Source organism: uncultured Bradyrhizobium sp. (assembly GCF_947648125.1).
Lineage (GTDB): Bacteria > Pseudomonadota > Alphaproteobacteria > Rhizobiales > Xanthobacteraceae > Bradyrhizobium.
On sequence record NZ_CANSMR010000007.1, the window covers coordinates 107,253 to 129,795 of the forward strand.

A 22,543-nucleotide genomic window follows, 5' to 3' on the forward strand; every position below is an offset into this window, starting at 1 on the left:
GGCCAGTGCCGCCGATCGATTTGACGTTCCTCACGGCACGCGCGGCAATCACTGGAGGAACGTCAAATCGGCGGCGCTGGGGTCAAGTCGTCGGGCTGATCAGGAACTTGAAGCCGTACTTCTCCAGGATCGTCTTCGCTGTCGAGGAGCGCAGGAAGGCGAGATAGTCGGTGGTCTCGGGCTTGGCGGTCGTGGTCGCCGCAACCGGGTAGATGATCGCCGGATGGGTGTCGGCCGGGAAGGTGCCGACGATCTTGACGCCCGGCTCGACCTTGGCGTCGGTCGAATAGACGATGCCGAGCACGGCTTCGCCGCGCGCCACCAGCGTCAATGCCGCGCGCACGCTCTCGGCCATCGCGAATTTCGGCTCCGCCGCCTGCCAGGCGCCGAGCTTCTCGAGCGCGGCCTTGGCGTATTTGCCGACCGGCACGGCCTTGACGTCACCGGTGGCGATCTTGCCGTCGCCTGCGAGCTTGGCGAGATCGAAGCCCGGTCCGATGTTGACATTGCTGATCATGGAATCCTTCGGCGCGATCAGCACGATCGAATTGCCGAGCAGGTTGATCCGCGTCGCTTCATTGATGTTCTTCTGCTTGATCGCGTAATCCATCCAGTCGGTGTCGGCCGACACGAACACGTCGGCCGGCGCGCCCTGCTCGATCTGTTTTGCCAATGCCGAGCTCGCGGCATAGCTGGCGCTGATCTTGACGCCGGTCTTGGCGGTGTAGGCCGCGTCGATCTCGTCGAGCGCGTTCTTCATCGAGGCGGCGGCAAAGACGGTGAGCGTCTTGTCTTCGGCGCGCGCGGGCGAATGGATCGCACCGAGCAGGATGACGAAGGCAGTGAAAAGTCCGGCAAGCCTTGAAATCGAAAGTCGTGACATGGAAAGCGCTCCGTGCGAGCTCGCGCACGAACGGGCGCGCGCAAACCAGGCGTTGGGTGGGTTCTGGGCGCGACGGACGGAAGCGCTGTTCCGCTGGTCCCCGAAGGACTTACGGTCCTCGGGGAAATCGCACTGCAAACATAGCAGGCTGGGACTTACGGTAAAGGCGACCGTTTGTCTAACCGGTGGTGCTATTCCTCCGATGGCTGGATCGCGATCGACAGCGAGTTCTCTTTTGAGCCGCTGACCTGCAGCACGAAGGGGCTGGCAGTGAGGTCGTATTTCATGGTCTTGCGGATACCGTCGCAATCGGTGGCGCCGCTGAAGGCCTTCGGCTTCAGGAAACGCCCGTCCTGCACCAGGTCAACCCAGGCGCCTGCCGAGAGGCTGACGGTATAGCGCCCGGCCTTCGGTGCGGCCTTGAAGCTGGTGAAGCCGGCGAAGGTGCCGTCCTTCGGTGCGCGCTCCGGCGGCGTCGGCAGTTTGGCCTCGCTGGGCGCGACCAGCGCCAGCGTGATGGCGGTCGGCGGCAGTGCTGCCTGTTCGCTGCCCGAGGCGAGCTTGGCGCGATCGGGCGCGGTGAGCGCGGCGCGTGCGCGGTCGATCGACCATTTGAACTTATCGCAGCCGCTCGGCTCTTCCGCGGCGAAGGCGGGAGCTGAGGCAAGCAGGAGCGATGCGGCGAGGAGCGATTTGCGCATGTTTGGTCCAATGCATTTGTGACGGATGAAAAGAGATCAGCGGCCCCGATCCATCGCTCGAACGCGCTTACGGCGCGACGACACGAGAACATAACGCAGTTCGAGCCGGCCGGAAAAGCCGCCTGACAAAGATGTTATTGCTTGAATATTATTGCTTGGCGTCGGCTGCGTTCAGCACCGTCTTGCAGGCCGCCGGCATCTGCGCCAGCGTCATCGGCGGGCGCGGTTTCGGCGGCTTCGGCGGCGGCTTCGGATGCAGCACCGAGTCCTTGAACCAGAAGGCGAGATCGGAAGGCTTGCAGCCTTCGCCCTCCGATTGCGGCTTCTGCCCCTCGCATGCGGGGCTGCCGGATGGACACCGCATGCGGATGTGGAAGTGGTAGTCGTGGCCCCACCACGGCCGGATCTTTGACAGCCAGCCGCGGTCGCCCTTGGCCTCGCGGCACAGCGCCTTCTTGATCGCGGGATTGACGAAGATGCGCTGCACCGCCGGCTCGCGCGCGGCGTCGCGGAGGACCAGCACATGAGCCGGCGTGAACACGCGCGGATCGATATCGAGCCGGTCGTCGCGCACCATCATGACCGCCGACATCTCTTCGCGATCCTCGTGCGACAATTTGCGATCCGGCATCGGCGTCAGCCAGATATCGGCGTCGAGCCCGATCTGGTGACTGGCGTGGCCGGAGAGCGCGGGGCCGCCGCGCGGCTGGCCGATGTCACCGACCAGGATGCCCGGCCAGCCGGCGTCCCTGTGTGCCTTGACCGCGAGCCGCTTCAGGAGCGCGATCATGTCGGGATGACCCCAGTAGCGGTTGCGCGACAAGCGCATCACCTGCCAGGTGTCGCCGTTGAGCGGCATCTGTGCGGCGCCGGCGAGACAGCCCTTGGTGTAGCCGCCGATCGATTGGGTCGGCATCGCCGCCGGCAGCACCTTGCGCGCGAACAGCTGCTTCGCCCCGATCTTTGGATCGTCAGGGTTGGCGAGCGGCGGCAATGGCTGCGGATTGAGCGAGCCCTTGTCCTGCGCGCGCGCGGAGATGGTGCAGGCGAGGAGGGTGGAGATCAGGAGCGGGATCAGACGCAGGCGGGGTGTCATTCGGATCACTCTGTCTGCGCAAGGCTAACATGGATTCGCAGCAGGCGAACCGCGCTTTCATCCCATTTGCTTGATCGCCCACAAGGCGGATCAAGATGACCCGCGGCTTCCCGGCTCGCATGTGATCCACGCCACTTTACAAGCACGCGTTGCAGGCGACATCATGCGCGCAACAATTTTCAGGGCTGGCACTGTTATGACAAGCGTATGTTGCGTACGGCTGGCATGTGCCGCCGCGATTGCCGCATCGACGTTGGCACTCTCTCCGGCGCGAGCCGACATCGTCGTTCACATCGATAAGTCGTCGCAGCGCATGGCGGTCAGCGTCGACGGCGCGACGCGCTACAACTGGCCGGTGTCGACCGGGCGCCGCGGCTATGGCACGCCGAACGGCGTGTTCCGCCCGCAGATGATGGCGCGCCGCTGGTACTCGCGGAAATACTACAACTCGCCGATGCCGTACGCGATCTTCTTCCACGGCGGCTTCGCCATCCACGGCACCTACGAGCTCACGCGTCTCGGCGGACCGGCCTCGCATGGCTGCGTGCGGCTGCATCCCTCGAATGCAGCACAGCTCTATGGGCTGGTCGAGCGCAATGGCCGCGGCGGCACGCGGATCGAGATCACCAACTAGAGCGTTTTCGAGCGAAGTGGGTACCGGTTCGCGTGAAGAAAACGCGTCAAAACGAGAATCTAGAGCCCCGTTCCGATTCAATCGGAACGGGAAGGCTCTAGCCCGCCGATCGCGCGCAGACGGGCAGTGCCTTAACCCTGCAATAACCCTGTCACACGCTGGCAAACATTCGTGCGCTTGAGCCGCATCCGGCGCGTTCATTGTGCAGTTGCACGCCGATTTACGCTTTCTTCACCACGCTCCGGCGGTTCCGCGTCGCAAATCTGCGCTGTTCGCCGCGTGCGCACCGCAAGCTACTCGCATCAGGCGTGAGCCCGCCTGCAAAGCAGGCACGCCCGGCTTTCTCAGCCAGCGCAGCTATTCGCCGAGAGATACCAATTTTTCAGAGACTTATCGCAGAAATGTCGCCGAACTGAGATGCGCGTGGGGCGTGCGATACCGATGATGCGGCCGAAAAAAATCAAGAAACCCAAGCAGGCCAAACTGTCCGGTCCTCGGGGCCGCCGGGTGAGGCCGATGCCGAAGATGTCCGGCAGTTCGCGCCGCAGCGCCGTCGAGATCCGCGAGCTGGTGCGCCAGCGCGCGCAGGCCGACGCCGCGATCGCCGAGGCCCGCAAGTCCAATGCGCGGCTGCGCGAGGCGATCGACATCCTGCCGCAAGGCATCGTGTTCCTGGACCCCGAAGGCCGCTACACCCTCTGGAACAAGAAATACTCGGAAATCTACAAGCGCAGTTCCGACCTGTTCGAGCAAGGTGCGCGCCTGGAAGACACCATCCGCGTCGGCGTCGCGCGCGGCGACTATCCCGAGGCCGCCGGGCGCGAGGAAGAGTGGATCGCCGAGCGGCTCGAGAAGATGTACCAGCCGGGCGAGCGGCACGAGCAGGTCTTGGCCGATGGCCGCGTGGTCCTGATCGAGGAGCGGCTGACCGCGGATGGCGGCATCGTCGGCCTGCGCGTCGACATCACCGAACTGAAACAGCGTGAGGCGTCGTTCCGCCTGCTGTTCGACGGCAACCCGGTGCCAATGATCCTGTGTGCGCTCGACGGCGAAAAGATCCTGGCGGTCAACGACGCCGCGATCGCGCACTATGGTTATGTGCGTGCCGAATTCGAGAAGATGACGATCAAGAGCCTGCAGGCGTTCGATGCCGAGCTGCCTTGGGCCGCAGGCCGCAGCAGCGACGAGCAGGCGGCGCGGACCTGGAAGCACGTGCGCGCGGACGGCACGCTGATCGACCTTGCGATCTATTCGCGGCAGCTGATGCATGGCGACCAGCCGGCGATGCTGCTCGCGCTGATGGACATCACCGAGCGCAAGCGCGCCGAGGCGCGGCTGGCCTTCATGGCCCAGCACGACAGCCTGACCGGCCTGCCGAACCGCAATCTGCTGCGCCAGCAGATGGAAGATATGCTGCAGCACACTCGCCGCTCGACCGACAAGGTCGCGGTGCTGATGCTCGGGCTCGACAATTTCAAGGCGGTCAACGACACGCTCGGCCATGGCATCGGCGACAAGCTGTTGCGCGGGGTCGCCAAGCGCCTGCGCTCGACGCTGCGCGAGGAAGACGCGCTGGCCCGGCTCAACTCCGATGAATTCACCATCGTGCAGGGCGGCGTGATGCGGCCGGAAGATGCGGTGCTGCTGGCGCGGCGGATCCTGGATGCGATCGGCGAGCCCTATCTGCTCGATGGCCATTCGGTTGTGGTCGGCGCCAGCATCGGGATCGCGATGTCGCCGGGCGACGGTGAGGATTCCGAAAAGCTGCTGAAGAGCGCCGACATGGCGTTGTCGCGCGCCAAGAGCGAATTCCGCGGCACCTTCTCGTTCTTCGAAGCCGAGATGGATGCGCGCGCGCAGAGCCGCCGCAAGATCGAGATCGACCTGCGCGATGCGATCCAGAATGAAGGCCTGCGGCCCTACTACCAGCCGCTGGTCGATCTGACGAGCGGACGCATCACCGGCTTCGAGGCCCTGGTGCGCTGGCCGCATCCGGAGCGCGGCATGATCTCGCCCGGCGAGTTCATCCCGGTCGCCGAGGAGACCGGCCTGATCAATCCGCTGGGCGCGCTGATGCTGCATCGCGCCTGCATGGACGCGGCGCAATGGCCCGACGACGTCCGCGTCGCGGTCAATCTGTCGCCGCTGCAGTTCCGCACCGGCAACCTGCTGGCGCTGATCACCGACGCGCTGCGGCAATCCGGCCTGCCGGCGCGGCGGCTCGAGCTCGAAATCACCGAGACGCTGCTGCTCGAGAAGAGCAGCCAGGTGCTGGCGACACTGCATGCGCTGCGCGCGCTCGGGGTGCGGATGTCGATGGACGATTTCGGCACCGGCTATTCGAGCCTGAGCTATCTCCGCAGCTTTCCGTTCGACAAGATCAAGATCGACCAGTCGTTCGTGCGCGACCTCGGCGCGAACCCGGACGCGCAGGCGATCGTACGTTCGATCGTCAGCCTCGGCGTGGGGCTTGGCGTCACCATCACCGCAGAGGGCGTCGAGACCGAGGCGGAGTTGAGCTGCCTGCGCGCCGAGGGCTGCCACGAAGGCCAGGGCTTTCTGTTCAGCCGCGCGCGGCCGAATGCCGAAGTCATCAGCCTGCTGAAGGCGCAGCGCGTCGCGACGGCGGCATAGCGAAGCCGCCTCCACCGCGTCATTGCGAGCCACCCGGTCGGCGCGAAGCGTCGCCGGATGACAGGCTCCGCGAAGCAATCCGTCTAGGACGTGTACTCATGAAGCCGGTACGCGTGTGCGCGGGAATAGCGAGGTCCTGGTTGCCCTCAAAAGCAGGCATCGACGCTGCCTAAGCGAATGTCCGCGGACGGCCACAAGCTGACATTAGCCAAGCCGACCAACCATATGCCGTAGTCGCAGCCCGTCACGCTGTAGCCGCCTCTGGCCACTCCGCCACTATCTGCTTCGGGTTAAACCAGTCAGCCGCTTCCGAGCGCCAAATGTGGCCGACAAAGGTGGGATTGCAGATCGGTGTGTTCAGCGTGCCGAGGCGGATGCGCACCGCTGCGTCCGGGTTGCCGAGGCGCTCGGCCGTCATTGCTGAGCCGCAGGTCCCGCAGAACCTCCGGACTTTGCCAGGCGACGATTCATAACTAATGAGGCGGTCTTCTCCCCGCAGCCAGCGGAAAGAATTACGCGGCACGGACATGTTTGCGCCGAAGGCAGTGCCGCTCACTTTGCGACACGTGCGGCAATTGCAAAAGGCGATGGGCGCAGGGGACGCATCCGCCTCAAAGGCCACTGCACCGCACGCACAGCTTCCACTTAACATGTCGCTGCCTCCTTGTTGGCGTGCAACTGACCGACGTTGCGCCGGTCAATCCCGGTTAGTCGTATCCTGTATGGAGCGTACCCAAAATCCGACGAATAGGAGGCCCGTGCCAGCCGCCATTGAGTATCGGCGCGGGGCTATTATAATACAAATCGCATTTAGTAATAGGTGATATTACCTTGACCAATATCAGAAGCATCGACCTGAACCTGCTTTCCGCTTTTGACGCGCTGTACGATGAGCGCAGCGTCACGCGCGCCGCGGAGCGGCTTTCGCTCACGCAGCCAACCGTATCCGGCATGCTCCTCCGATTGCGACAGATGTTTTCGGATCAGCTCTTTGTGCGCTCTTCACACGGGATTGTGGCGACCCCGCGTGCCGAAGCCATTGCCGGCCCCATCAAGGAGCTGCTCGAGAGAGCACACTTGCTTGTCAGCGCCACCACGTTCTCGCCCATGAAAGCCGAAGGCACGATAAAGCTGATGGCAAGCGATTACATCCAGCACGCGGTGGTTGCGCCATTGATCGGCGCGTTGCGGCGACACGCACCAAAGCTCAAAGTGTTGGTTGCTCCGCGACAGGAACTTGGAGCGACCGAGCGAATGGCGCGTAGCGAGATTGATCTCTACATCAGCTCGCGCGATGTGTCCGATCCGGACCTGCCGTCGATTCCGCTTTACCTTGACCGCTTTGTCTGCGTTGCGCGCAAGCGTCACCCATTCAACGGGCGCCGACTTTCACTCCGAGAACTATGCAAGTTCGATCATTTGCTTGTGCATCCTACAGGACGGAGCCTGTGGGGCCCAGCTGACGAAGTGCTGGCCGCGAGTGGCCATAAGCGTCGGGTCGCAGTCGCCGTGCCGACCTTTCACATGCTTTTTGAACTGCTCGCCGCCGATGATTTTGTGGCCTTCGTCCCCGAGCGTGTCCTGCGCGGACGGCGGATTGAAGTCAAGAAATTCGAGACAGGTCTGGACATTCCACCGATCGAAGTCGTGGCTAGTTGGCATCCACGCGTTAGTGACGACGCGCGCCACGTCTGGCTTCGGCAAACGCTCGCCGCTGTAGCGCAGCAGTCCTAAAAATTCGGCTGGAGCAATGTCCGCTTCGGGTCATTCGCGTCGCCCTCTGCAACACTCGGCTGTCCGTCAACTTCCGCTATGCCCCGTTCGCGACCGAGGTCTTGTGGCGGTGCAGCGCGTCGCTCGGGGCCATATCCGGACTCGCACCCTCCTTCCGGCGCTCAAGATCTGCCACAGGTTGTCGGCTCGCTACCTCGCGCCCGGGCGACGGGGAAAGAGTCGCGCGCATTCTATGTTGAAAACCGCATTCGGCTGGCGCCGCGCTTCATCCTCCGCGAGCTCGCGTTTGATCCCGGTGAGGTAGAACATTTCAAGAGCCCCCTTGTTCTTCACCTCGATGCTGCCGCGCGGCTCAAAGTCGAAGAGCGTGCGGGTGCGATGATAGACCGTCTCCGAGACGTTGATGCGCGCCGCCGCGCCGGCGCCTTCCATGCGGGCTGCGACATTAACCGCATCACCCCAAATGTCGTAGGTGAAGCGGCGCTGGCCGACGACGCCGGCGATCACCGCCCCGCTGTGGATGCCGATACGGATGTCCCAGCGCGGAAGGCGAAAGCGGTCGCGACGCCGATTGGCCGCGTCCATCTCGCCTTGCATCTCGAGCGCCGCCAGGCAAGCGTCGACGGGATGCGAGCGGCGAGGCTCGGGCACGCCGCCCACGCACATATACGCGTCGCCGATCGTCTTCAGCATCTCGAGCCCGTGACGCCGCGCGATCTGGTCCAACATGGAGAAGAATTCGTTGAGCTGTTCGACGAGCGCCTTGGGCTCAGTGCGCTCAGCATGGCGTGTGAACGCTTCGAAATCGGTGAACAGGATGCTGGCGGAATCGAAAAAACGGGGTGCGACCCGTTGGTTTTCCTTCAGCTCTTGCGCCACGGTATCCGGCAACATGCACCGCAACAACCGCTCCGACTTCTCGCGTTCCGCAGCGGCCTCTTGGCGCGCCCGCTCGAGCTCGAAAAGAGTGCGCCGCAGCTCGAGTAGCGTCACCACATGGCGCGCGAGTGTCCTTAGCGCGTCGCGTTGCTCGAGGGTGAGCGGCTCGTGCGTCTTGAAGTCGAGGATACAGAGGCTGCCGAGGTGATAGCCGTCGCTATTGACCAGCGGCATCCCCGCGTAAAACCGCACATGCGGGTCGTGCTTGACGACAGGGAGATGAGCAAAACGCTCATCCGCCGCGCAATCCGGCACTTCGAGGATGTCGGAGCCAATCGCCGCGGTCGAGCACATGAAGAGTTCACGCGGGAGGGGCTCGCCGCTGTAGGGGATGCCGTAGCGCGACTTCGAGTAGAGCGAGGCATCATCCAAGATGTTGATGAGGCCGGCAGGACAGCCGCAGGTCTGCGCCGCGACTTGGGCGAGTTCGTCGTAATCCGGCTCCGGCGCGGTGCCGGTGATCTGGTAGCTGCGAACGGCGGCAACACGCGCCGCTTCTTCCTCAAAAGCGCTGTTCGCCATCCGATGTTGTCCTCTGAGCTGCACAGGGTCGATGGCGATGAAAGCGTAACATGGTACCATCGTTGCCGCCACCAGACGTTCTCTCTCCTGCGGAGACCAACGTCGCCGCTGACGGACGTGATCACTTCCACTGGAGAAAGGCGCCAAACGACCTGTCGGGGCGAGGTCGGCTTCGGGTCACAAGGCGACATCCTCGCGGTCTGGACCGCGTGTCCGCTTACCCCTCGAAAGCGGACATCCCGGAATGATGAATACGCGCCCTTGCCTCACGCGCGGCTAGATGGATTGCTTCGTCGCTTCGCTCCTCGCAATGACGTGGAGCTAGGCCGTGCTGCCTGTCTTCCGCCTCGAATGATACGTCAGCGCCAGCGCCACGCAGTGGCGCAGCGCGGGCTCCGGAAGCTTAGCCGCGACATCGAGCAGGATCGCGCGATTGCCGCTGTAGCTGAGCTCGGGATAGAGCTCGCGGAAGGTCTCGACCAGATTGGTCTGGCAGTGGAAGTAGACCGCGACCTGATCGGCGGCGGGCTTCACCTGATCGATCCGGATCGTGCTGCCGCTGCCGGTTTCCGGCGTGAGGTAGCTCGGTTGCCCCCATTTCAGCGTCTCTTCCAGCGCGCCGACGCCCCTGGTCGTCTTCGCGGTGTCGAAGATCAGTCGCCGCAACGCCAGCAGCTTGGCCTTCACCGGGGCAGGATAAGCGTCGAACAGCGCATCCGCCGCTTTCGGGTGCGGTCGTCGTGCCGCCTTGCTGGTCGATGTTGCCGGCTTGCGCATGGAGGGCTCCGCGAGGACCACGTATCGCGTCAATCTACCATAGCGCCTTGAACGTCACATAGCCCACCGCTCAAGCCGCGTTGCGCAGGCCGGCGAGGAACGTGTCGACACTGTGCGACAGCGCGGAGGCGTGATCGCCGAGCTCGCTGGACGTATCCAGCACATTGCCGGTGAGGGCGCGGGACTGGCCGGCGGCTTCGCTCGCGCCCGCGATATTGGCGGAGACCTCGACGGTCCCGGAAGATGCCTGCTGCACGCTGCGGGCGATCTCCCGCGTCGCCGAGTCCTGCTGCTCGACAGCGGCTGCGATCGCAGTGGCGATGCCCGAGATCTCGCGGATGGTGCCGCTGATGTCGCCGATCGCGCTGACGCAATTGCCGGTGGCGGACTGGATCGCGCCGACCTGGCCGGCGATCTCGTCGGTCGCCTTCGCGGTCTGGCTCGCCAGTTCCTTCACCTCGGCGGCGACCACGGCAAAGCCGCGGCCGGCTTCGCCGGCGCGCGCAGCCTCGATGGTGGCGTTGAGCGCCAGCAGATTGGTTTGGCTCGCGATCGCGCTGATCAGGCGCAGCACGTCGCCGATCTTCTCTGCGGAAGCGGCGAGACTCGTCACCATCTCCGTGGTCTCCATCGCCTTGGCCACGGCGTTGTCGGCGACGCGGCTGGAATGGGTGACCTGGCGGCCGATTTCGGTAATCGAGGAGGCCAGTTCTTCGGTGGCGGCTGCGACCGCATTGACGCTGGCCGACGCCTCCTCGGACGCGGCGGCGGCCGCCGCGGTCCGTTCGGAGGTGCCGTTGACGCTGGTGGTGATCTCGCCCGCGACGCGCTGCATGGCGCTCGACGATTGCGCGACGGCGGCGACCATGCCCTTGACGTCGGCTTCGAAGCGGTCGGCCATCTGCCGCTGCAGCGCCTGCTTGTCGGCCGCAGCCTTCACCTTGTCGGCCTCCTGTGCATCGCGCAGCGAGGAGGTTTCGAGCATGCCGCGGCGGAACACGTCGACCGCCTTCGCCATCGTGCCGAGCTCGTCGCGCCGCTCGCTGCCTGATATCGTGACGCTGGTGTCGCCGCTGGACAGGCGGTTCATGACCGCGGTGATCGCGGTGAGCGGCCGTGACAGGCCGCGGCCGAGCAGGAATGCGAGCAATACCGCCGCGGCCAGGATCGCGACGGTGCCGAGGATCAGATTGCGCTGCGCGCTCGCCGCGGCGGCTTCATAGTCGCTGGTGTCCTTGATGATCTCGAGCACGGCGACCGGTTCGCCGGCATAGTTTTTGATCTGCCCGAGATAGAGCTCGACCGCATGGCCATCGAGCTTCGCGTCGCGCAGTAGTGCCGCGCCGTTCATCACATTCTTCAGCTCGTCCTGGGTCGCGACCACGGTGTCGCCGAAGGTCGAGGACAGCCGCTTGAAGGTCTTGCCGTCGAAGGAATGCACGGCGAGGTCGATGCCGAAGCGCTTCTTGGCGCGATCGACGAATTCCTTGCCGAAGGCGACGCCGATGTCGACATTGGCCAGCGTCTTGCCGTCGTGCATGACCGGGGTCATGCCGAAGATCGACAGCGCTTCACGGCCGGGCTCGACGCCGACGATCGGCTTGCCAGCCTTGATCGATTCCACCACCGTCGTGCGCCGCGTGGAGGCGTCGTCGCCGAACAGTTTTGGCGCATGGACCCGGTAGAAGCTGGTTGCCGGAGCCTGCCAGAACGAGATCAGCGGGATGCCTTGCGCCTTGATCGCGGCCCAGGGCGCGCCGAGCAGCTTGCCGAGGCCATCGCGGTCGCCTTTGGCGATGGCATCCTCGACCGGCGGCAGGGCGGCGATCACGGCCGAGACCGCAAGCGCGGCGCGACCCTCGTATTCGATCGCCGCAATCACGCTGTCATATTGCAGCTTGAGCTGCTGATCGAGCGCGAGCCGCGTCAGCGTGCGCTGCTGGCTGATGCAGAAGCTGCCGAGGATGGCGCAGGCGACTGCAACGGTCAGTGAAATCGCCAGGATCAGGCGGGCGGCAATCGATCGAAGCTTGAACATGGGGCCAGTGGAACTCCAGGCATTAGCGCCGGCCGCAAAGTCTCAGAAAAAGCTTAACAACCGGATGTTGCGCCGCCGGTATTCGTGCCGCGGCCATGGCCGCCGGTGCTACTTTCGTACTGTCCGCCAAAGCGCGATGAGATTGGGTTGAACCAGTCGGACCGCAGACTCGCTTCGCCTCTCCGCTTGCGGGGTCGAGACGAGCGAAGCTCGCTCTGAGGCCGACACACGGCGAGCGACGCATCGTCCGGAGCGCGGTGGGTGGGGGCTCTCTCCACGATGGGAATCGGGGCGATACCCACCTCAGCCCTTCCCGCAAGCGGGAGGGGGAGCAGCGTCCTCGCGGTCGTTCGGGCGTGCACTCATAAACGCCGGCGGCCCGATGTCCGCTTCCGGAGAACAAGCGGACATCACGAAGCCACGTTGAAATCGATCGAGAATGACCCGAAGCCGACCTTGCGCCGATGCTGCCGGAGGCGGGCGCGGGCTCGAAAATAAACTCGTAGAGCATGTCGTTTTGGCGGTCCGCCGTTCGACTGGGTGTCGGCGGGGCCCCTTCGGTTGTGGCTGGAGCTCACAATGTGACTGATTAGCTATCAGATCAATGATCTTGCGGAGGTTGGCAATGACGATCTCGCTTCGATTTATAGAGACAAATGGCATTCGAATGCACCTGGCCGAAGCAGGGAGCGGCCCCACCGTGCTTCTCTGCCATGGCTTTCCGGAGTGCTGGTATTCGTGGCGGCACCAATTGGAAGCGCTCGCTGCCGCCGGATATCGCGCCATCGCGCCCGACATGCGTGGTTACGGGCAGACGGACAAACCGGATGCGATCGATCAATACACTCTATTGCATTTGACCGGAGACATGGTCGGATTGCTCGACGCGATCGGCACGGATCAAGCAGTCGTTGTCGGACATGATTGGGGAGCGCCGGTCGCTTGGCGCTGCGCCCTGTTTAGACCGGATCGATTTAGGGCTGTCGTTGGCTTGAGCGTGCCGTTTCCGGTGCGTGGACCCGACCGACCAACCACTGTCATGCCGAGGACCGAAAAGCAGCGCTTCTATCAACTGTATTTCCAGACGCCGGGCGTTGCCGAGGCAGAACTCGAAAAAGACGTCCACAACGCAATCAAGACGACATTGTTCGCCCTATCTGGCGATGCGCCGGTTGAGGATCCTGCGTCGCTCACGATGCTTCCTAGTGAGGGGGGGTGGCTTGATGGGAAGCCTACAACCCAATCATTGCCGACGTGGCTCACGGACAGCGACATCGAATTTTACGTTGAGGAGTTCAAGCGCACCGGCTTTGGAGGAGGTTTGAATTGGTATCGCAACATTGATCGCAATTGGGAGTTGCTCGCACCATGGTCCGGCGCAAAGGTTAAGGTCCCGGCACTCTATGTCGTTGGCGATCGAGACGGGGTTTACAGATCGCCGAGTTGGAGCCATCTCGTCCCTAGCCTGAAACAGTTCGTGCCCTTGCTTCGCGAGACACTAGTCTTGAAAGGTTGCGGTCATTGGACTCAGCAAGAGCACGCCAAAGACGTAAGCAATGCGCTCCTGGAATTCCTGAAACAGTTATAGATCGCGAACGGGGACTTGCGTAGACGCGGCAAGCAACGGAATGTCGCGTTTTGGCCCATCGCTTCAGTTGGCGCAGTGCAGCGGTATGTCTGAAAGCGGGGGCAGATCGGACGCGGCTAGCCAACTGCAAGAATGTCGAGATTGACCCGAAGCGGACGAATCGGAAAACCATGGTTCGGCTGTCGCACCAAGCTCGCGATGAATATGCAACGTCATTGGCCATGCATCCTCAGCGCGCGGGACGCCTGCTTGCGATCCGCGACGGGTACTCGCCGAATGCATGCTGATATTGGCTCGCGAAGCGCCCCGAGTTGAAAAACCGGAATCGCGCCGCGATCTCCGTGGTCGAAATTGATCCATCGGATCGCATGATCGCTTCATGCGCGGATTCGAGGCGGATCCGGCGCAGCGCCGTCATGGGTGTGATGCCGCGAAAGCGACGAAACGCGGCTTGCAGCGCACGGCTCGAGCACCCTGCAGCAATGGCAATGTCGTCGACGGTCAACTGCTCCTCAGCCCTGTCCCGCATGAACTCTTCGGCGCGCCGCACGGTGGCAGGCGCAGCCGCCTTTGCGGAATCGCGCAGCGCAGCGGCCCGCCCCTCGGTGAGCGCCAACACGACAGTGCGTAGAAACATGTCCTGTGCCGACGCTGCGGCAATATCCTGCGAGAGTGGCGATCCGGCCTGACCGATTTCGTTCCACAGCCACTCCGTCATGCGTTGCAAGCCGGCTCCGGCAGGGCTGGAAGTATCGATCCCCACATTGCAGTTCAGGGAATCGAGGTCCGCGCCATCGAGCATCGCGGCGGCCTGCCGTCGCAACAAACCAGCCGGAATCCACACGTTGATCTTGGCGGCGTGGCGGTCGGTCTTCAACACCGTCCCGGGCTCCCCATGGAAGATCGCTGCGCCATCGGCGCCGAGCCCTGCTGGTGAGGCCCTGCGCGGCTGAGCCAGCATCCCGTTCCCGCGCTGGAGAATGGTGAGGCAGTAGTGGTCGAGGCCAGGCGATTGGATGACCATGTCGGTCGGCTCGCGATCGACCATCCGCACGAAGCAGGTGCGGCCGAGCTTTCCCACCGACACCGTGGTCCGATAGGCGTCCTTCTCGCGCTTGTAGCAGCTCCAATCGCCCGCCCGATAGGTGCGCGCGAGAAACTGCGGCGGCGTGATCGCACTGGTCGGGGTCGGGGTGAACAGCTCCCACATCGTGGGAGTGATCTCGTGCGGGTCGCAAACCTCGACGGTTGTGATCGATCCAGCCATCACGCGCTCCTCGAGCCAACGGCATTCGAGCCTATCAGCAACGCCGATCCGCTGCCACCACCAAAGAATCTCGTTTTTCGGCCTGCGCCTTCGTTTTTTGGCCCGGCCCTCCGGTCTCAACCGGGCTACCATTGCGGTTGGACCACCGCAACTCCGGCTCAAACTGAGGAGGCCAATGACATGGTGACTTTCACGTTCGGCAACGCGGATGATCTGACGATTGCGGTGAGCTCCAATGGCGACACGTACCTGATCGGCAACGGCGCCAATGATGTTGTGAATGTGCAAAATGCGCAATTCGACGTCATCCAGCTCGGCAACGGCTTTCACGATGTCGTGGCTGCTGTGGGAAGCCGCTTCGATGTCATAAGCCTCGGCAACGGCGATCATGACTTCGTAAGCGCCGACTCTGGCGTTACGGACAGCATCACGCTTGGCAATGGCATCGGTGATGTGGTGAACGCCAACCAATCCAATAACACCACGATCACCCTCGGCGGTGGTGCCGGTGATGCGGTGAACGCCAACTTCGCCAATTTTGGCACGATCACTCTCGGCAACGGCAACAATGATGTCGTGGATGCACAGGTTGCACTATTCGAGGTCGTGCAGCTCGGCACCGGCAACAATGACGCGGTAGACGTCAGCCATGGCCGTGGAGACAGCGTCACGCTTGGCAATGGCTTCGGTGACACGGTGGACGCTTCGATTGCCGGTGACAGCACTATCACCCTCGGCAGCGGCAACGGTGATGCGGTGAAGGCCGACGGCGCCAATAACACCACGATCACCCTCGGCGATGGCGCCGGTGATGTGGTGAACGCCAACGGCAGCATTAGCACCACGATCACCCTCGGCAATGGTGCCGGTGACGCGGTGAACGCCAGCAATATCTTCACGGGCTCGATCAGCACCACACAAGACGTGATCACACTCGGCGATGGCAACAATGATCGCGTGGAAGCCGTGGACAGCCATAACCAGACGATCACGCTCGGCAACGGCATCGGTGACGTAGTGAACGCCCTGATACACCTTAACTCGTTTGGTTCCGCCTCCGACAACAAAATCACGCTTGGTGATGGCAACGATGATCAAGTCAGTATCGACAACGGCTCCGGCATCGGCCCCGCCAGAGACATCATCACCCTCGGCAACGGCATTGGGGATTTGGTGGGCGCCGAATCGAGCACCAGCACCACGATCACGCTGGGTAACGGCGCCGGTGACCGCGTCGATGCCACCGGCACCGAGAACGACATCATCACCGTTGGGAATGGCATCAACGATTTCGTGGGTGCTTCAGGCAGCACCGGCGACATCATCAGTGTCGGCAATGGCAACGACACCATTTACGTGGGGACCGCGAACGCAGTAACGGTCGGCACAGGTCAGGATAGCTTCGTGTTCGACCAGACGCAGCCGAGTACGATTGGCGCAGTCACGATCAACGGCTTCGATCCGAGCAAGGACGTCATTGTCCTCCAACAAGCGTTGCAGAACACCAACCCCTACAGCGTGCACGATGACGCCAGCGGGAACGCAGTGATCACCTTTCAGAATGATGCGCAGGACTCGATCACGCTGGTCGGCGTCCATTCGGCGGCGCTCCACACGAGTGACTTTCATCTCGTATGAACGCGGATTGATACGCTCCCGGCGGGCCCCCGTGCCGGGGCATACGCCAGCATGGAAGGTTGTGGCCCTTCACGACATATTGCACCGCCACAAGACCTCGGTCGCGAACAGGGCATAGCGGAAGTTGACGGACAGCCGAGTGTTGCAGAGGGCGACGCTTTTGACCCCGTTGCGGAAGTCGGCCGGGTCAAAATGCTGCGATGCATAACACCGCTTTTTCCAACGACGTGGTCGGTCTGGTCCTTCAACGAACGTGGCAGAGGTGCGATCCTCTGCTTGAGGGGAGCACATGAGGGCGCGAGTTCATCACACTCCTCGGCGGCGCGGCGACGTGGCCGCTTGCGGCGCGCAGCGCGTCGCCTTTGGTCCTCGAGCGGATCGTACCGACAACGTGGTGCCCTTAGTCATGCAGAAGGGGCGCCAGCTGCTTGCAAGCGCGGGAGAGCGTGATCCGATCATCCGCGTAAGCGGCGTCCAGGCGGCCGGGCCGAAGGCCGATAGAACCCGCATTGCTCGGAAGGTGGCGACCGGTTATTATTTGGGCTCCAAGGGCTATTATTTGAGCTTCGAAGACAATGTTTGGCCAGCTTGGCCGAGAGCGAGCTCTGGCCGCAATTATTGGCGGGTCTCTTACGTGGATGATGCTGAGGTAAATGGAGTGCTGGGGTGATCGCCCCTCTCCGGAGGGGGCCTAGGCGAGACCAGAGAGATGCCGAGATCGATTTTATGGGTCTTATCCATTGCCGTGGCGACGGCAGGGCTTGGCCTCGCCTTCGCGGGCACTCCGGAAAACGACTCGGAGCGCGTGAAGAAGCTGGCGACAGACGGCGCCGCCTTGATTGCCGGCGAAGGCATCGAAAACGCTTGCAAGATGCTTCGCGTGCAGAACGGACCCTACTTCCATGGGGAGTATTACGTCTTTGTTTTCGATTTTGCCGGTGTCTGGCGCTGCTACCCACCCCATCCCGAGGCGGAAGGCCAGTCGATCATTGATCTCAGGGATCCTGTTGATGGCAGGCCGCTGGTGCGGGACATGATCTCTCTCGCTAAAGAGCGGGGGGAAGGATGGTTGGACTATCATTGGACTGATCCGGTGAACGGCAAGATCGAGATCAAATCCACCTTTGTGAAACGTGTGCCGGGCGCCGAACTCTTTGCGGCATCCGGTTACTATCATTGAGGGCGACGACATGCGGTGGCTATTGATTCCTATCTGGGCGGCGCTGCTCCTAACAAGCGCAGCCGTCCCAGCTCTTGCGCAACCAGCAGCGGACCGGACAAGAGCAACCGAAGCAAAGGCGGACCAATCGACCGGTGACCAAGCAAAAGCAGACCACGCAAAACAATTGGCGATCGAGGCTGCGGATTTGATCCGCAAGAAGGGGCTCGAAGGCGGTTGCGCAGAGATGCGCACTCCTGACGGTTATTTCTATCAGGGCGAGACCTACGCCTTCATCATGGACCTCAAGGGCGTTTGGCGATGCTTCCCACCGAAACCTGCCGCCGAGGGCTTGTCTGCACTTGAGGTGCAGGACCCCGATGGAAAACTGCTGGTCAAGCAAATGAATGAGATCGCCACCACTAAAGGTGAAGGTTGGATCGACTATCGTTGGAATAATCCGGCGACCGGGAGGATAGAACCCAAATCGACGTACGTGAAGCGCATTCTGGGAACCGATTTGTACGCGTGCTCCGGATATTACAATTCAAAATAAGAGCAGTTGTAATGATTCCAACGGGAGATCGCAAAGCAAGTTTTGCCTTTCGGAATCTTCCAGTATCGGTGAAGTTGGCTCTGGCGCCCCTCGTGGTGCTGATGCTGTTGCTGATTTCTGTCGCCTATTCGGTCTACCTGCTCGATCGCGAAGGGCGCGCCCTGGAAACCGTAGTCAAGGTCGCGTTTCAGCGAGCCGCCAGAGCTGAAAAGGTAGTCGAAAACGTCAACATTGCGCACGGTGCGGTGTCCCGGTTGCTGGCTCTGACGCAGTCCGGCATCGAAGAATCCAAGCTGGCCGCCTACGCCAACACCATGCGGCAGAATCTGGCAGAAGCTCAGGGCACCCTCGCGGATCTTCGCAAAGATCCTTCGCAACCCGCCGCAGAGCGTGAGGGCTGGGAAGACATCAACAGCAGCATGGAAATCTACGTTAAGGCGGCCGAGAAAGTCGTTACCATGGCCGCCCTGGACCGCACGCTGGCGATTCCGTTTCTCGCCGACGCCGACCAGAAATTCATGGAGTTGATCGCGAGGCTCGACAAGCTCTCACGCGCTGCCTCCGACGAAAGCCGAGCCACATATCAGGCTGTCCAAACCGACAACGATAGCGCCCGTCTCCGCTATGCCGTGATCAGCGTTCTCGCCGTTGCCGTAGCGCTGCTTCTGACTTTGGTTGTCGGCAGACGCATCAGCGGGCCGATCCGAAATCTGGCAGCAGCGGCGGCCGAATTTTCTCCGGGTAGCGCGGAATTGGCGATACCGGCCAGCGACAGCCGTGACGAGATCGGCGCGCTTGGGCGCAGCTTTGCCGGTATGGCGGGCTTGATCAACCGGCACCTTGCCGAACTGCGCGAGGCGCGAACAAGCGCCGAAGAGGCGAGCCAGGAGTTGCGGGCGCTCGGTGAAGTATCCCAGGCCGTGAACTCGACGCTAGACCTGGAAACAGTGCTGACGACGATCGTTGCCAAGGCAGTGCAGCTATCCGGCACCGACGCCGGCACGATCTACACATTCGACGAAGCACGGCAAGAATTCGATCTCCGCGCAACCCATGGTATGGATGAGGCGTTGATCGCGGCCCTCCGAGACCGACACATCGCTGCCGGGGAGACGGCGGTGGGCAAAGCAGCTGCGGAACGAGCCCCGATTCAGATATCGGATGTGCCCAAGGAAACGCCTCTGGTCCTCGATATCGTCGTGCGTGCCGGCTACCGAGCGATGCTCGTTGTGCCGCTGTTAGGCCCAGGTCAGATCGTCGGCGCGCTGGTTGTCCGGCGCAAGACACCCGGCGAATTTCCTCGGAGCACGGTCGATCTTCTCGAAACCTTCGCCCACCAGTCGGTACTGCCGATCCAGAACGCGCGCCTCTTCAGCGAGATCGAGGAGAAGAGCCGAGAACTCGCCGAGGCGAGCAAGCACAAATCGCAGTTTTTGGCCAATATGAGCCACGAAATCCGCACGCCGATGAATGCCGTCATCGGCATGAGCGGCCTTTTGCTCGATACCGGGCTCAGTGAGGAGCAGCGCGACTATGCCAGCACTGTCCGCAATTGCAGCGAAACACTACTCACGATTATCAACGACATTCTCGACTTTTCGAAAATCGAAGCGGAGCGCATGGACATTGAGGCGCAGCCGTTCGATCTCCGTGACTGTGTGGAATCGGCGCTGGACCTTGTGAGCAACCGCGCTGCCGAGAAGCACCTGGAAATCGCGTATTTGTTCGAGGGTGAAGTGCCGCCGGCTATCCAGAGCGACGTCACTCGCCTGCGGCAGATCCTCCTGAATCTACTAAGCAACGCGGTCAAGTTCACCGATCGGGGCGAAGTGGTGCTGACCGTCACGACGAAGGGCGAGCAGTTGGAGTTCGCTGTGCGCGACACCGGCATCGGATTAGATGAAGAGGCCCGGACCCGTCTTTTCCAGTCGTTCTCCCAGGCCGACACCAGCACCACACGCAAATACGGTGGCACTGGGCTGGGATTGGCGATCAGCAAGAAGCTCGCGGAACTCATGGGAGGCACAATGTGGGTGGAAAGCGCTGGCGCGGGGCATGGAAGCACCTTCTATTTCACAATTCGTTGCCAGCGGACCGATCTGCTGAAAGGCACGAGGCGCGACTTCGTCGGCGCGCAGCCGGCGCTGCAAGGCAAGCGCATCCTGGTGGTCGACGACAATGCCACCAATCGTAGGATCCTGGCACTGCAGGCGGCCAAATGGGGAATGGTGGTTCATGATATCGAAGCGCCCGAGCAAGCGCTGGAAGTGCTCATGCGCGATTCCTTCGATCTGGCCATCCTCGACATGCACATGCCCGGTATCGACGGCGCCGCGCTGGCTGCACGGATTCGCGAAGCCGGCCATGGCCTGCCGCTCGTGCTATTCAGCTCAGCCGGCAGCAGCAAGGAGCTCAGCGATGGTCTTTTTGCCGCCCGGTTGGCAAAGCCGCTCCGGCAAAGCCAGCTCTTTGACACGTTGGTAACGCTGCTGGCGCACGAGGGCGCGGCCAGACGCGTCGCTGCGCCAGCCCAGCCCCGCATCGATCCCCAGATGGCTTCCTGCCACGCGCTTCGCATCCTTCTGGCCGAAGACAATGTGGTGAATCAAAAGCTCGCGCTTCGCCTGCTGCAACAGATGGGGTACCGCGCCGACCTCGCGAGCAATGGACTTGAGGCGATCGAGTGCGTTGCTCGCCAGACCTATGACGTGGTGTTGATGGACGTGCAGATGCCGGAGATGGATGGCCTCGAGGCCTCGCGCCATATCACCACGAGGTGGCCCGCGGGCCAGCGCCCGCGCATCATAGCGATGACCGCCAACGCGATGCAGGGCGACCGCGAACTGTGCCTGGCTGCGGGCATGGACGATTACGTGAGCAAACCGATCCGGGTGGATGAGCTGATCGCGGCCTTGATGTCCGTACCGATACCTCCGCAATGAGGATAACATGGACGAATCAGTCATTGACCGGGCAGTTTACGCGGAGCTGCGGAACACAACCGGTGCTGAATTCGCGGCCGAACTTGCTGACACGTTCATCGAGGAGGCGCCTGGCATGCTCGCAGAGCTGCGCGCTGCCCACGCTGACGGCAATGCCGAACGCTTCCGGCGCGCCGCGCACTCGCTCAAATCAAATGGGAGAATCTTCGGTGCAGTGAAATTGACGACGCTGGCGCGAGAGTTCGAGCTCAAAGGACTGGATGCTGATCCGGCCGGCGACTTGGCCTGCTTGGCGGCGCTGGAAGCAGAATACGTCCGTGCCGCAGCCGAACTGAAAGCCCTACGTAATGGCTAAAGACAGTTCTCGTGTGCTAATCGCTGACGACAACAAGGTTAATCGCCTGCTGCTGTCGCGCAGCGTCGAGCTGCTGGGGCACGATGTCTCGCTCGCCGAGAACGGCCGCATCGCGCTGGAGTGGTTGCGAACCAAGCCATTCGATCTACTGCTGCTCGACATCGAAATGCCCGAACTGGATGGTTTCGCGGTACTCGAGCAGCTCAAGGCCGATCCACAGTTGCGTGAAATGCCGGTCATCGTCACCTCGTCGGTCGAAGGGCTAGATACCATCGTCCGCTGCATCAACCTGGGAGCCGAGGACTATCTGCACAAGCCGGTAAACCAGGTACTCCTAAAAGCGCGCATCGGCGCCAGTCTCGAGAAGAAGCGCCTGCGCGATCAGCAGAAGGCAATGGTACGACGCTTTGTCACCTCCGAGGTGGCGGATGACATCCTGCAGTCGGGCTTCGCGCTACGCGGGAAACGCATCCACGCGTCAGTGTTGTTCTGCGACATCCGCGGGTTCACGGCCATGGTCGAGAGCCAGGGGCCGGAGGAAACGATCGATCTGCTCAACACGTATTACATGCTGATGTTCGACGCCATCGGCAGCCATGGCGGCGTCGTCAACCAGATGATCGGCGACGGCCTGATGGCGTTGTTTGGCGCGCCGCTCCCACTCGACAATTGTGCCGTCAGTGCCGTGGCGGCAGCGCTGGAAATGGTCGAGCTGATCGAGCAATTCAACCATGAGCGCAAGGCTGTAGACAGAGCAGCGATTAGGATTGGCGTGGGCGTTGCCACCGGCGATGTCGTGGCGGGCTATATCGGAACCCAGCAGCGCGCCATGTATACCTGCATTGGCGACGCGGTGAACTTGGCGGCACGGCTGGAGGCGCACACCAAAGTGGCTGGGTGCGGCATCCTGATTGATGACGCTACCCAACGTGCCCTGGGCGGCAGTGTGCCGACGCAGTCGTTGGGCGAGGTGTCGTTCAAGGGCAAGGCCGCTGCCATCGGAATTTTTTCGGTGATGGCCGGCCAGCCAAACGAACAACCCTGAATTTCGAACGAACTGAATTACATCCTGGCGCGGCC

Annotated in this window: 18 protein-coding genes; 10 read left to right on the plus strand and 8 right to left on the minus strand. The window is 62.5% G+C overall.

What is annotated here, in order from left to right; translation table 11 throughout:
* Positions 1-82 precede the first annotated feature (82 nt).
* From modA to mepA, 3 genes are all read right to left on the minus strand, one after another.
* A complete protein-coding gene (gene modA, locus Q0030_RS15200; protein ID WP_298368801.1) occupies positions 83-868 on the minus strand; it encodes a molybdate ABC transporter substrate-binding protein in 786 nt (261 codons plus the stop codon).
* A 206-nt stretch (positions 869-1,074) separates the two neighbouring features.
* On the minus strand, positions 1,075-1,584 hold the full coding sequence (locus tag Q0030_RS15205) for a hypothetical protein (RefSeq protein ID WP_298368347.1): 510 nt from the start codon (positions 1,582-1,584) through the stop codon (positions 1,075-1,077).
* 148 nt (positions 1,585-1,732) lie between these two features.
* On the minus strand, positions 1,733-2,680 hold the full coding sequence (gene mepA / locus Q0030_RS15210) for a penicillin-insensitive murein endopeptidase (RefSeq protein ID WP_298368349.1): 948 nt from the start codon (positions 2,678-2,680) through the stop codon (positions 1,733-1,735).
* Between the two features lie 196 nt (positions 2,681-2,876).
* On the opposite strand from mepA, the gene Q0030_RS15215 reads away from it, so the two are divergent.
* Both Q0030_RS15215 and Q0030_RS15220 read left to right on the plus strand, forming a co-directional pair.
* The gene (locus tag Q0030_RS15215) at positions 2,877-3,314 is read left to right on the plus strand and encodes a L,D-transpeptidase (RefSeq protein WP_298368351.1); all 438 of its coding nucleotides are present in this window, start codon (positions 2,877-2,879) and stop codon (positions 3,312-3,314) included.
* A gap of 525 nt (positions 3,315-3,839) precedes the next feature.
* Positions 3,840-5,948 (plus strand): EAL domain-containing protein, encoded by a 2,109-nt coding sequence (locus tag Q0030_RS15220; protein WP_298368803.1) that lies wholly within the window; start codon positions 3,840-3,842, stop codon positions 5,946-5,948.
* A 244-nt stretch (positions 5,949-6,192) separates the two neighbouring features.
* Here the strand turns inward: Q0030_RS15220 and Q0030_RS15225 are convergent, their stop codons facing one another.
* The gene (locus Q0030_RS15225) at positions 6,193-6,600 is read right to left on the minus strand and encodes a GFA family protein (protein WP_298368353.1); all 408 of its coding nucleotides are present in this window, start codon (positions 6,598-6,600) and stop codon (positions 6,193-6,195) included.
* A gap of 179 nt (positions 6,601-6,779) precedes the next feature.
* On the opposite strand from Q0030_RS15225, the gene Q0030_RS15230 reads away from it, so the two are divergent.
* Positions 6,780-7,682: a LysR family transcriptional regulator gene (locus Q0030_RS15230; RefSeq protein ID WP_298368355.1), complete on the plus strand. Its 903-nt coding sequence runs from the start codon at positions 6,780-6,782 to the stop codon at positions 7,680-7,682.
* Positions 7,683-7,871: 189 nt separating this feature from the next.
* Here Q0030_RS15230 and Q0030_RS15235 read toward each other — a convergent pair whose 3' ends face one another.
* The 3 genes from Q0030_RS15235 to Q0030_RS15245 form a co-directional block, all read right to left on the minus strand.
* The gene (locus Q0030_RS15235; protein WP_298368357.1) at positions 7,872-9,143 is read right to left on the minus strand and encodes an adenylate/guanylate cyclase domain-containing protein; all 1,272 of its coding nucleotides are present in this window, start codon (positions 9,141-9,143) and stop codon (positions 7,872-7,874) included.
* A 321-nt stretch (positions 9,144-9,464) separates the two neighbouring features.
* Positions 9,465-9,920: a DUF1801 domain-containing protein gene (locus tag Q0030_RS15240; protein WP_298368360.1), complete on the minus strand. Its 456-nt coding sequence runs from the start codon at positions 9,918-9,920 to the stop codon at positions 9,465-9,467.
* A 70-nt stretch (positions 9,921-9,990) separates the two neighbouring features.
* Entirely contained in the window at positions 9,991-11,958 is a 1,968-nt protein-coding gene (locus tag Q0030_RS15245) for a methyl-accepting chemotaxis protein (RefSeq protein WP_298368361.1), read from the minus strand.
* 625 nt (positions 11,959-12,583) lie between these two features.
* On the opposite strand from Q0030_RS15245, the gene Q0030_RS15250 reads away from it, so the two are divergent.
* Positions 12,584-13,546, plus strand: a complete 963-nt coding sequence (locus Q0030_RS15250) for an alpha/beta hydrolase (protein WP_298368363.1) — start codon at positions 12,584-12,586, stop codon at positions 13,544-13,546.
* A 229-nt stretch (positions 13,547-13,775) separates the two neighbouring features.
* On the opposite strand, the gene Q0030_RS15255 is transcribed toward Q0030_RS15250, so the two are convergent.
* Complete coding sequence (locus tag Q0030_RS15255) at positions 13,776-14,813, minus strand: AraC family transcriptional regulator (protein WP_298368365.1); 1,038 nt, start codon at positions 14,811-14,813, stop codon at positions 13,776-13,778.
* Positions 14,814-14,993: 180 nt separating this feature from the next.
* Here Q0030_RS15255 and Q0030_RS15260 point away from each other — a divergent pair, with 180 nt between their 5' ends.
* From Q0030_RS15260 to Q0030_RS15285, 6 genes are all read left to right on the plus strand, one after another.
* Positions 14,994-16,451, plus strand: coding sequence for a calcium-binding protein (locus Q0030_RS15260; protein ID WP_298368368.1), 1,458 nt, complete (start codon positions 14,994-14,996; stop codon positions 16,449-16,451).
* A 709-nt stretch (positions 16,452-17,160) separates the two neighbouring features.
* Positions 17,161-17,631 (plus strand): cache domain-containing protein, encoded by a 471-nt coding sequence (locus Q0030_RS15265; RefSeq protein ID WP_298368370.1) that lies wholly within the window; start codon positions 17,161-17,163, stop codon positions 17,629-17,631.
* Between the two features lie 10 nt (positions 17,632-17,641).
* Positions 17,642-18,166 carry a cache domain-containing protein gene (locus tag Q0030_RS15270; protein WP_298368373.1) on the plus strand — a complete coding sequence of 175 codons (525 nt, stop codon included), beginning with the start codon at positions 17,642-17,644 and terminating at the stop codon, positions 18,164-18,166.
* Between the two features lie 11 nt (positions 18,167-18,177).
* On the plus strand, positions 18,178-21,108 hold the full coding sequence (locus Q0030_RS15275) for a response regulator (RefSeq protein WP_298368375.1): 2,931 nt from the start codon (positions 18,178-18,180) through the stop codon (positions 21,106-21,108).
* A 7-nt stretch (positions 21,109-21,115) separates the two neighbouring features.
* Complete coding sequence (locus Q0030_RS15280) at positions 21,116-21,463, plus strand: Hpt domain-containing protein (RefSeq protein WP_298368377.1); 348 nt, start codon at positions 21,116-21,118, stop codon at positions 21,461-21,463.
* Entirely contained in the window at positions 21,456-22,508 is a 1,053-nt protein-coding gene (locus Q0030_RS15285) for an adenylate/guanylate cyclase domain-containing protein (protein ID WP_298368380.1), read from the plus strand. The genes Q0030_RS15280 and Q0030_RS15285 overlap by 8 nt, the downstream gene beginning before the upstream one ends.
* The last annotated feature ends 35 nt before the right edge of the window (positions 22,509-22,543 follow it).

What these genes read in the sequence shown, in the direction of transcription:
- Q0030_RS15240 (WP_298368360.1), bottom strand. Translation starts at nt 9,920, where the DNA reads ATGCGCAAGCCGGCAACATCGACCAGCAAGGCGGCACGACGACCGCAC.
- Q0030_RS15285 (WP_298368380.1), top strand. Translation starts at nt 21,456, where the DNA reads ATGGCTAAAGACAGTTCTCGTGTGCTAATCGCTGACGACAACAAGGTT.
- Q0030_RS15245 (WP_298368361.1), bottom strand. Translation starts at nt 11,958, where the DNA reads ATGTTCAAGCTTCGATCGATTGCCGCCCGCCTGATCCTGGCGATTTCA.
- Q0030_RS15280 (WP_298368377.1), top strand. Translation starts at nt 21,116, where the DNA reads ATGGACGAATCAGTCATTGACCGGGCAGTTTACGCGGAGCTGCGGAAC.
- Q0030_RS15275 (WP_298368375.1), top strand. Translation starts at nt 18,178, where the DNA reads ATGATTCCAACGGGAGATCGCAAAGCAAGTTTTGCCTTTCGGAATCTT.
- mepA (WP_298368349.1), bottom strand. Translation starts at nt 2,680, where the DNA reads ATGACACCCCGCCTGCGTCTGATCCCGCTCCTGATCTCCACCCTCCTC.
- Q0030_RS15215 (WP_298368351.1), top strand. Translation starts at nt 2,877, where the DNA reads ATGACAAGCGTATGTTGCGTACGGCTGGCATGTGCCGCCGCGATTGCC.
- Q0030_RS15255 (WP_298368365.1), bottom strand. Translation starts at nt 14,813, where the DNA reads ATGGCTGGATCGATCACAACCGTCGAGGTTTGCGACCCGCACGAGATC.
- Q0030_RS15265 (WP_298368370.1), top strand. Translation starts at nt 17,161, where the DNA reads ATGCCGAGATCGATTTTATGGGTCTTATCCATTGCCGTGGCGACGGCA.
- Q0030_RS15270 (WP_298368373.1), top strand. Translation starts at nt 17,642, where the DNA reads ATGCGGTGGCTATTGATTCCTATCTGGGCGGCGCTGCTCCTAACAAGC.
- Q0030_RS15220 (WP_298368803.1), top strand. Translation starts at nt 3,840, where the DNA reads ATGTCCGGCAGTTCGCGCCGCAGCGCCGTCGAGATCCGCGAGCTGGTG.
- Q0030_RS15225 (WP_298368353.1), bottom strand. Translation starts at nt 6,600, where the DNA reads ATGTTAAGTGGAAGCTGTGCGTGCGGTGCAGTGGCCTTTGAGGCGGAT.
- Q0030_RS15250 (WP_298368363.1), top strand. Translation starts at nt 12,584, where the DNA reads ATGACGATCTCGCTTCGATTTATAGAGACAAATGGCATTCGAATGCAC.
- Q0030_RS15235 (WP_298368357.1), bottom strand. Translation starts at nt 9,143, where the DNA reads ATGGCGAACAGCGCTTTTGAGGAAGAAGCGGCGCGTGTTGCCGCCGTT.
- Q0030_RS15205 (WP_298368347.1), bottom strand. Translation starts at nt 1,584, where the DNA reads ATGCGCAAATCGCTCCTCGCCGCATCGCTCCTGCTTGCCTCAGCTCCC.
- Q0030_RS15260 (WP_298368368.1), top strand. Translation starts at nt 14,994, where the DNA reads ATGGTGACTTTCACGTTCGGCAACGCGGATGATCTGACGATTGCGGTG.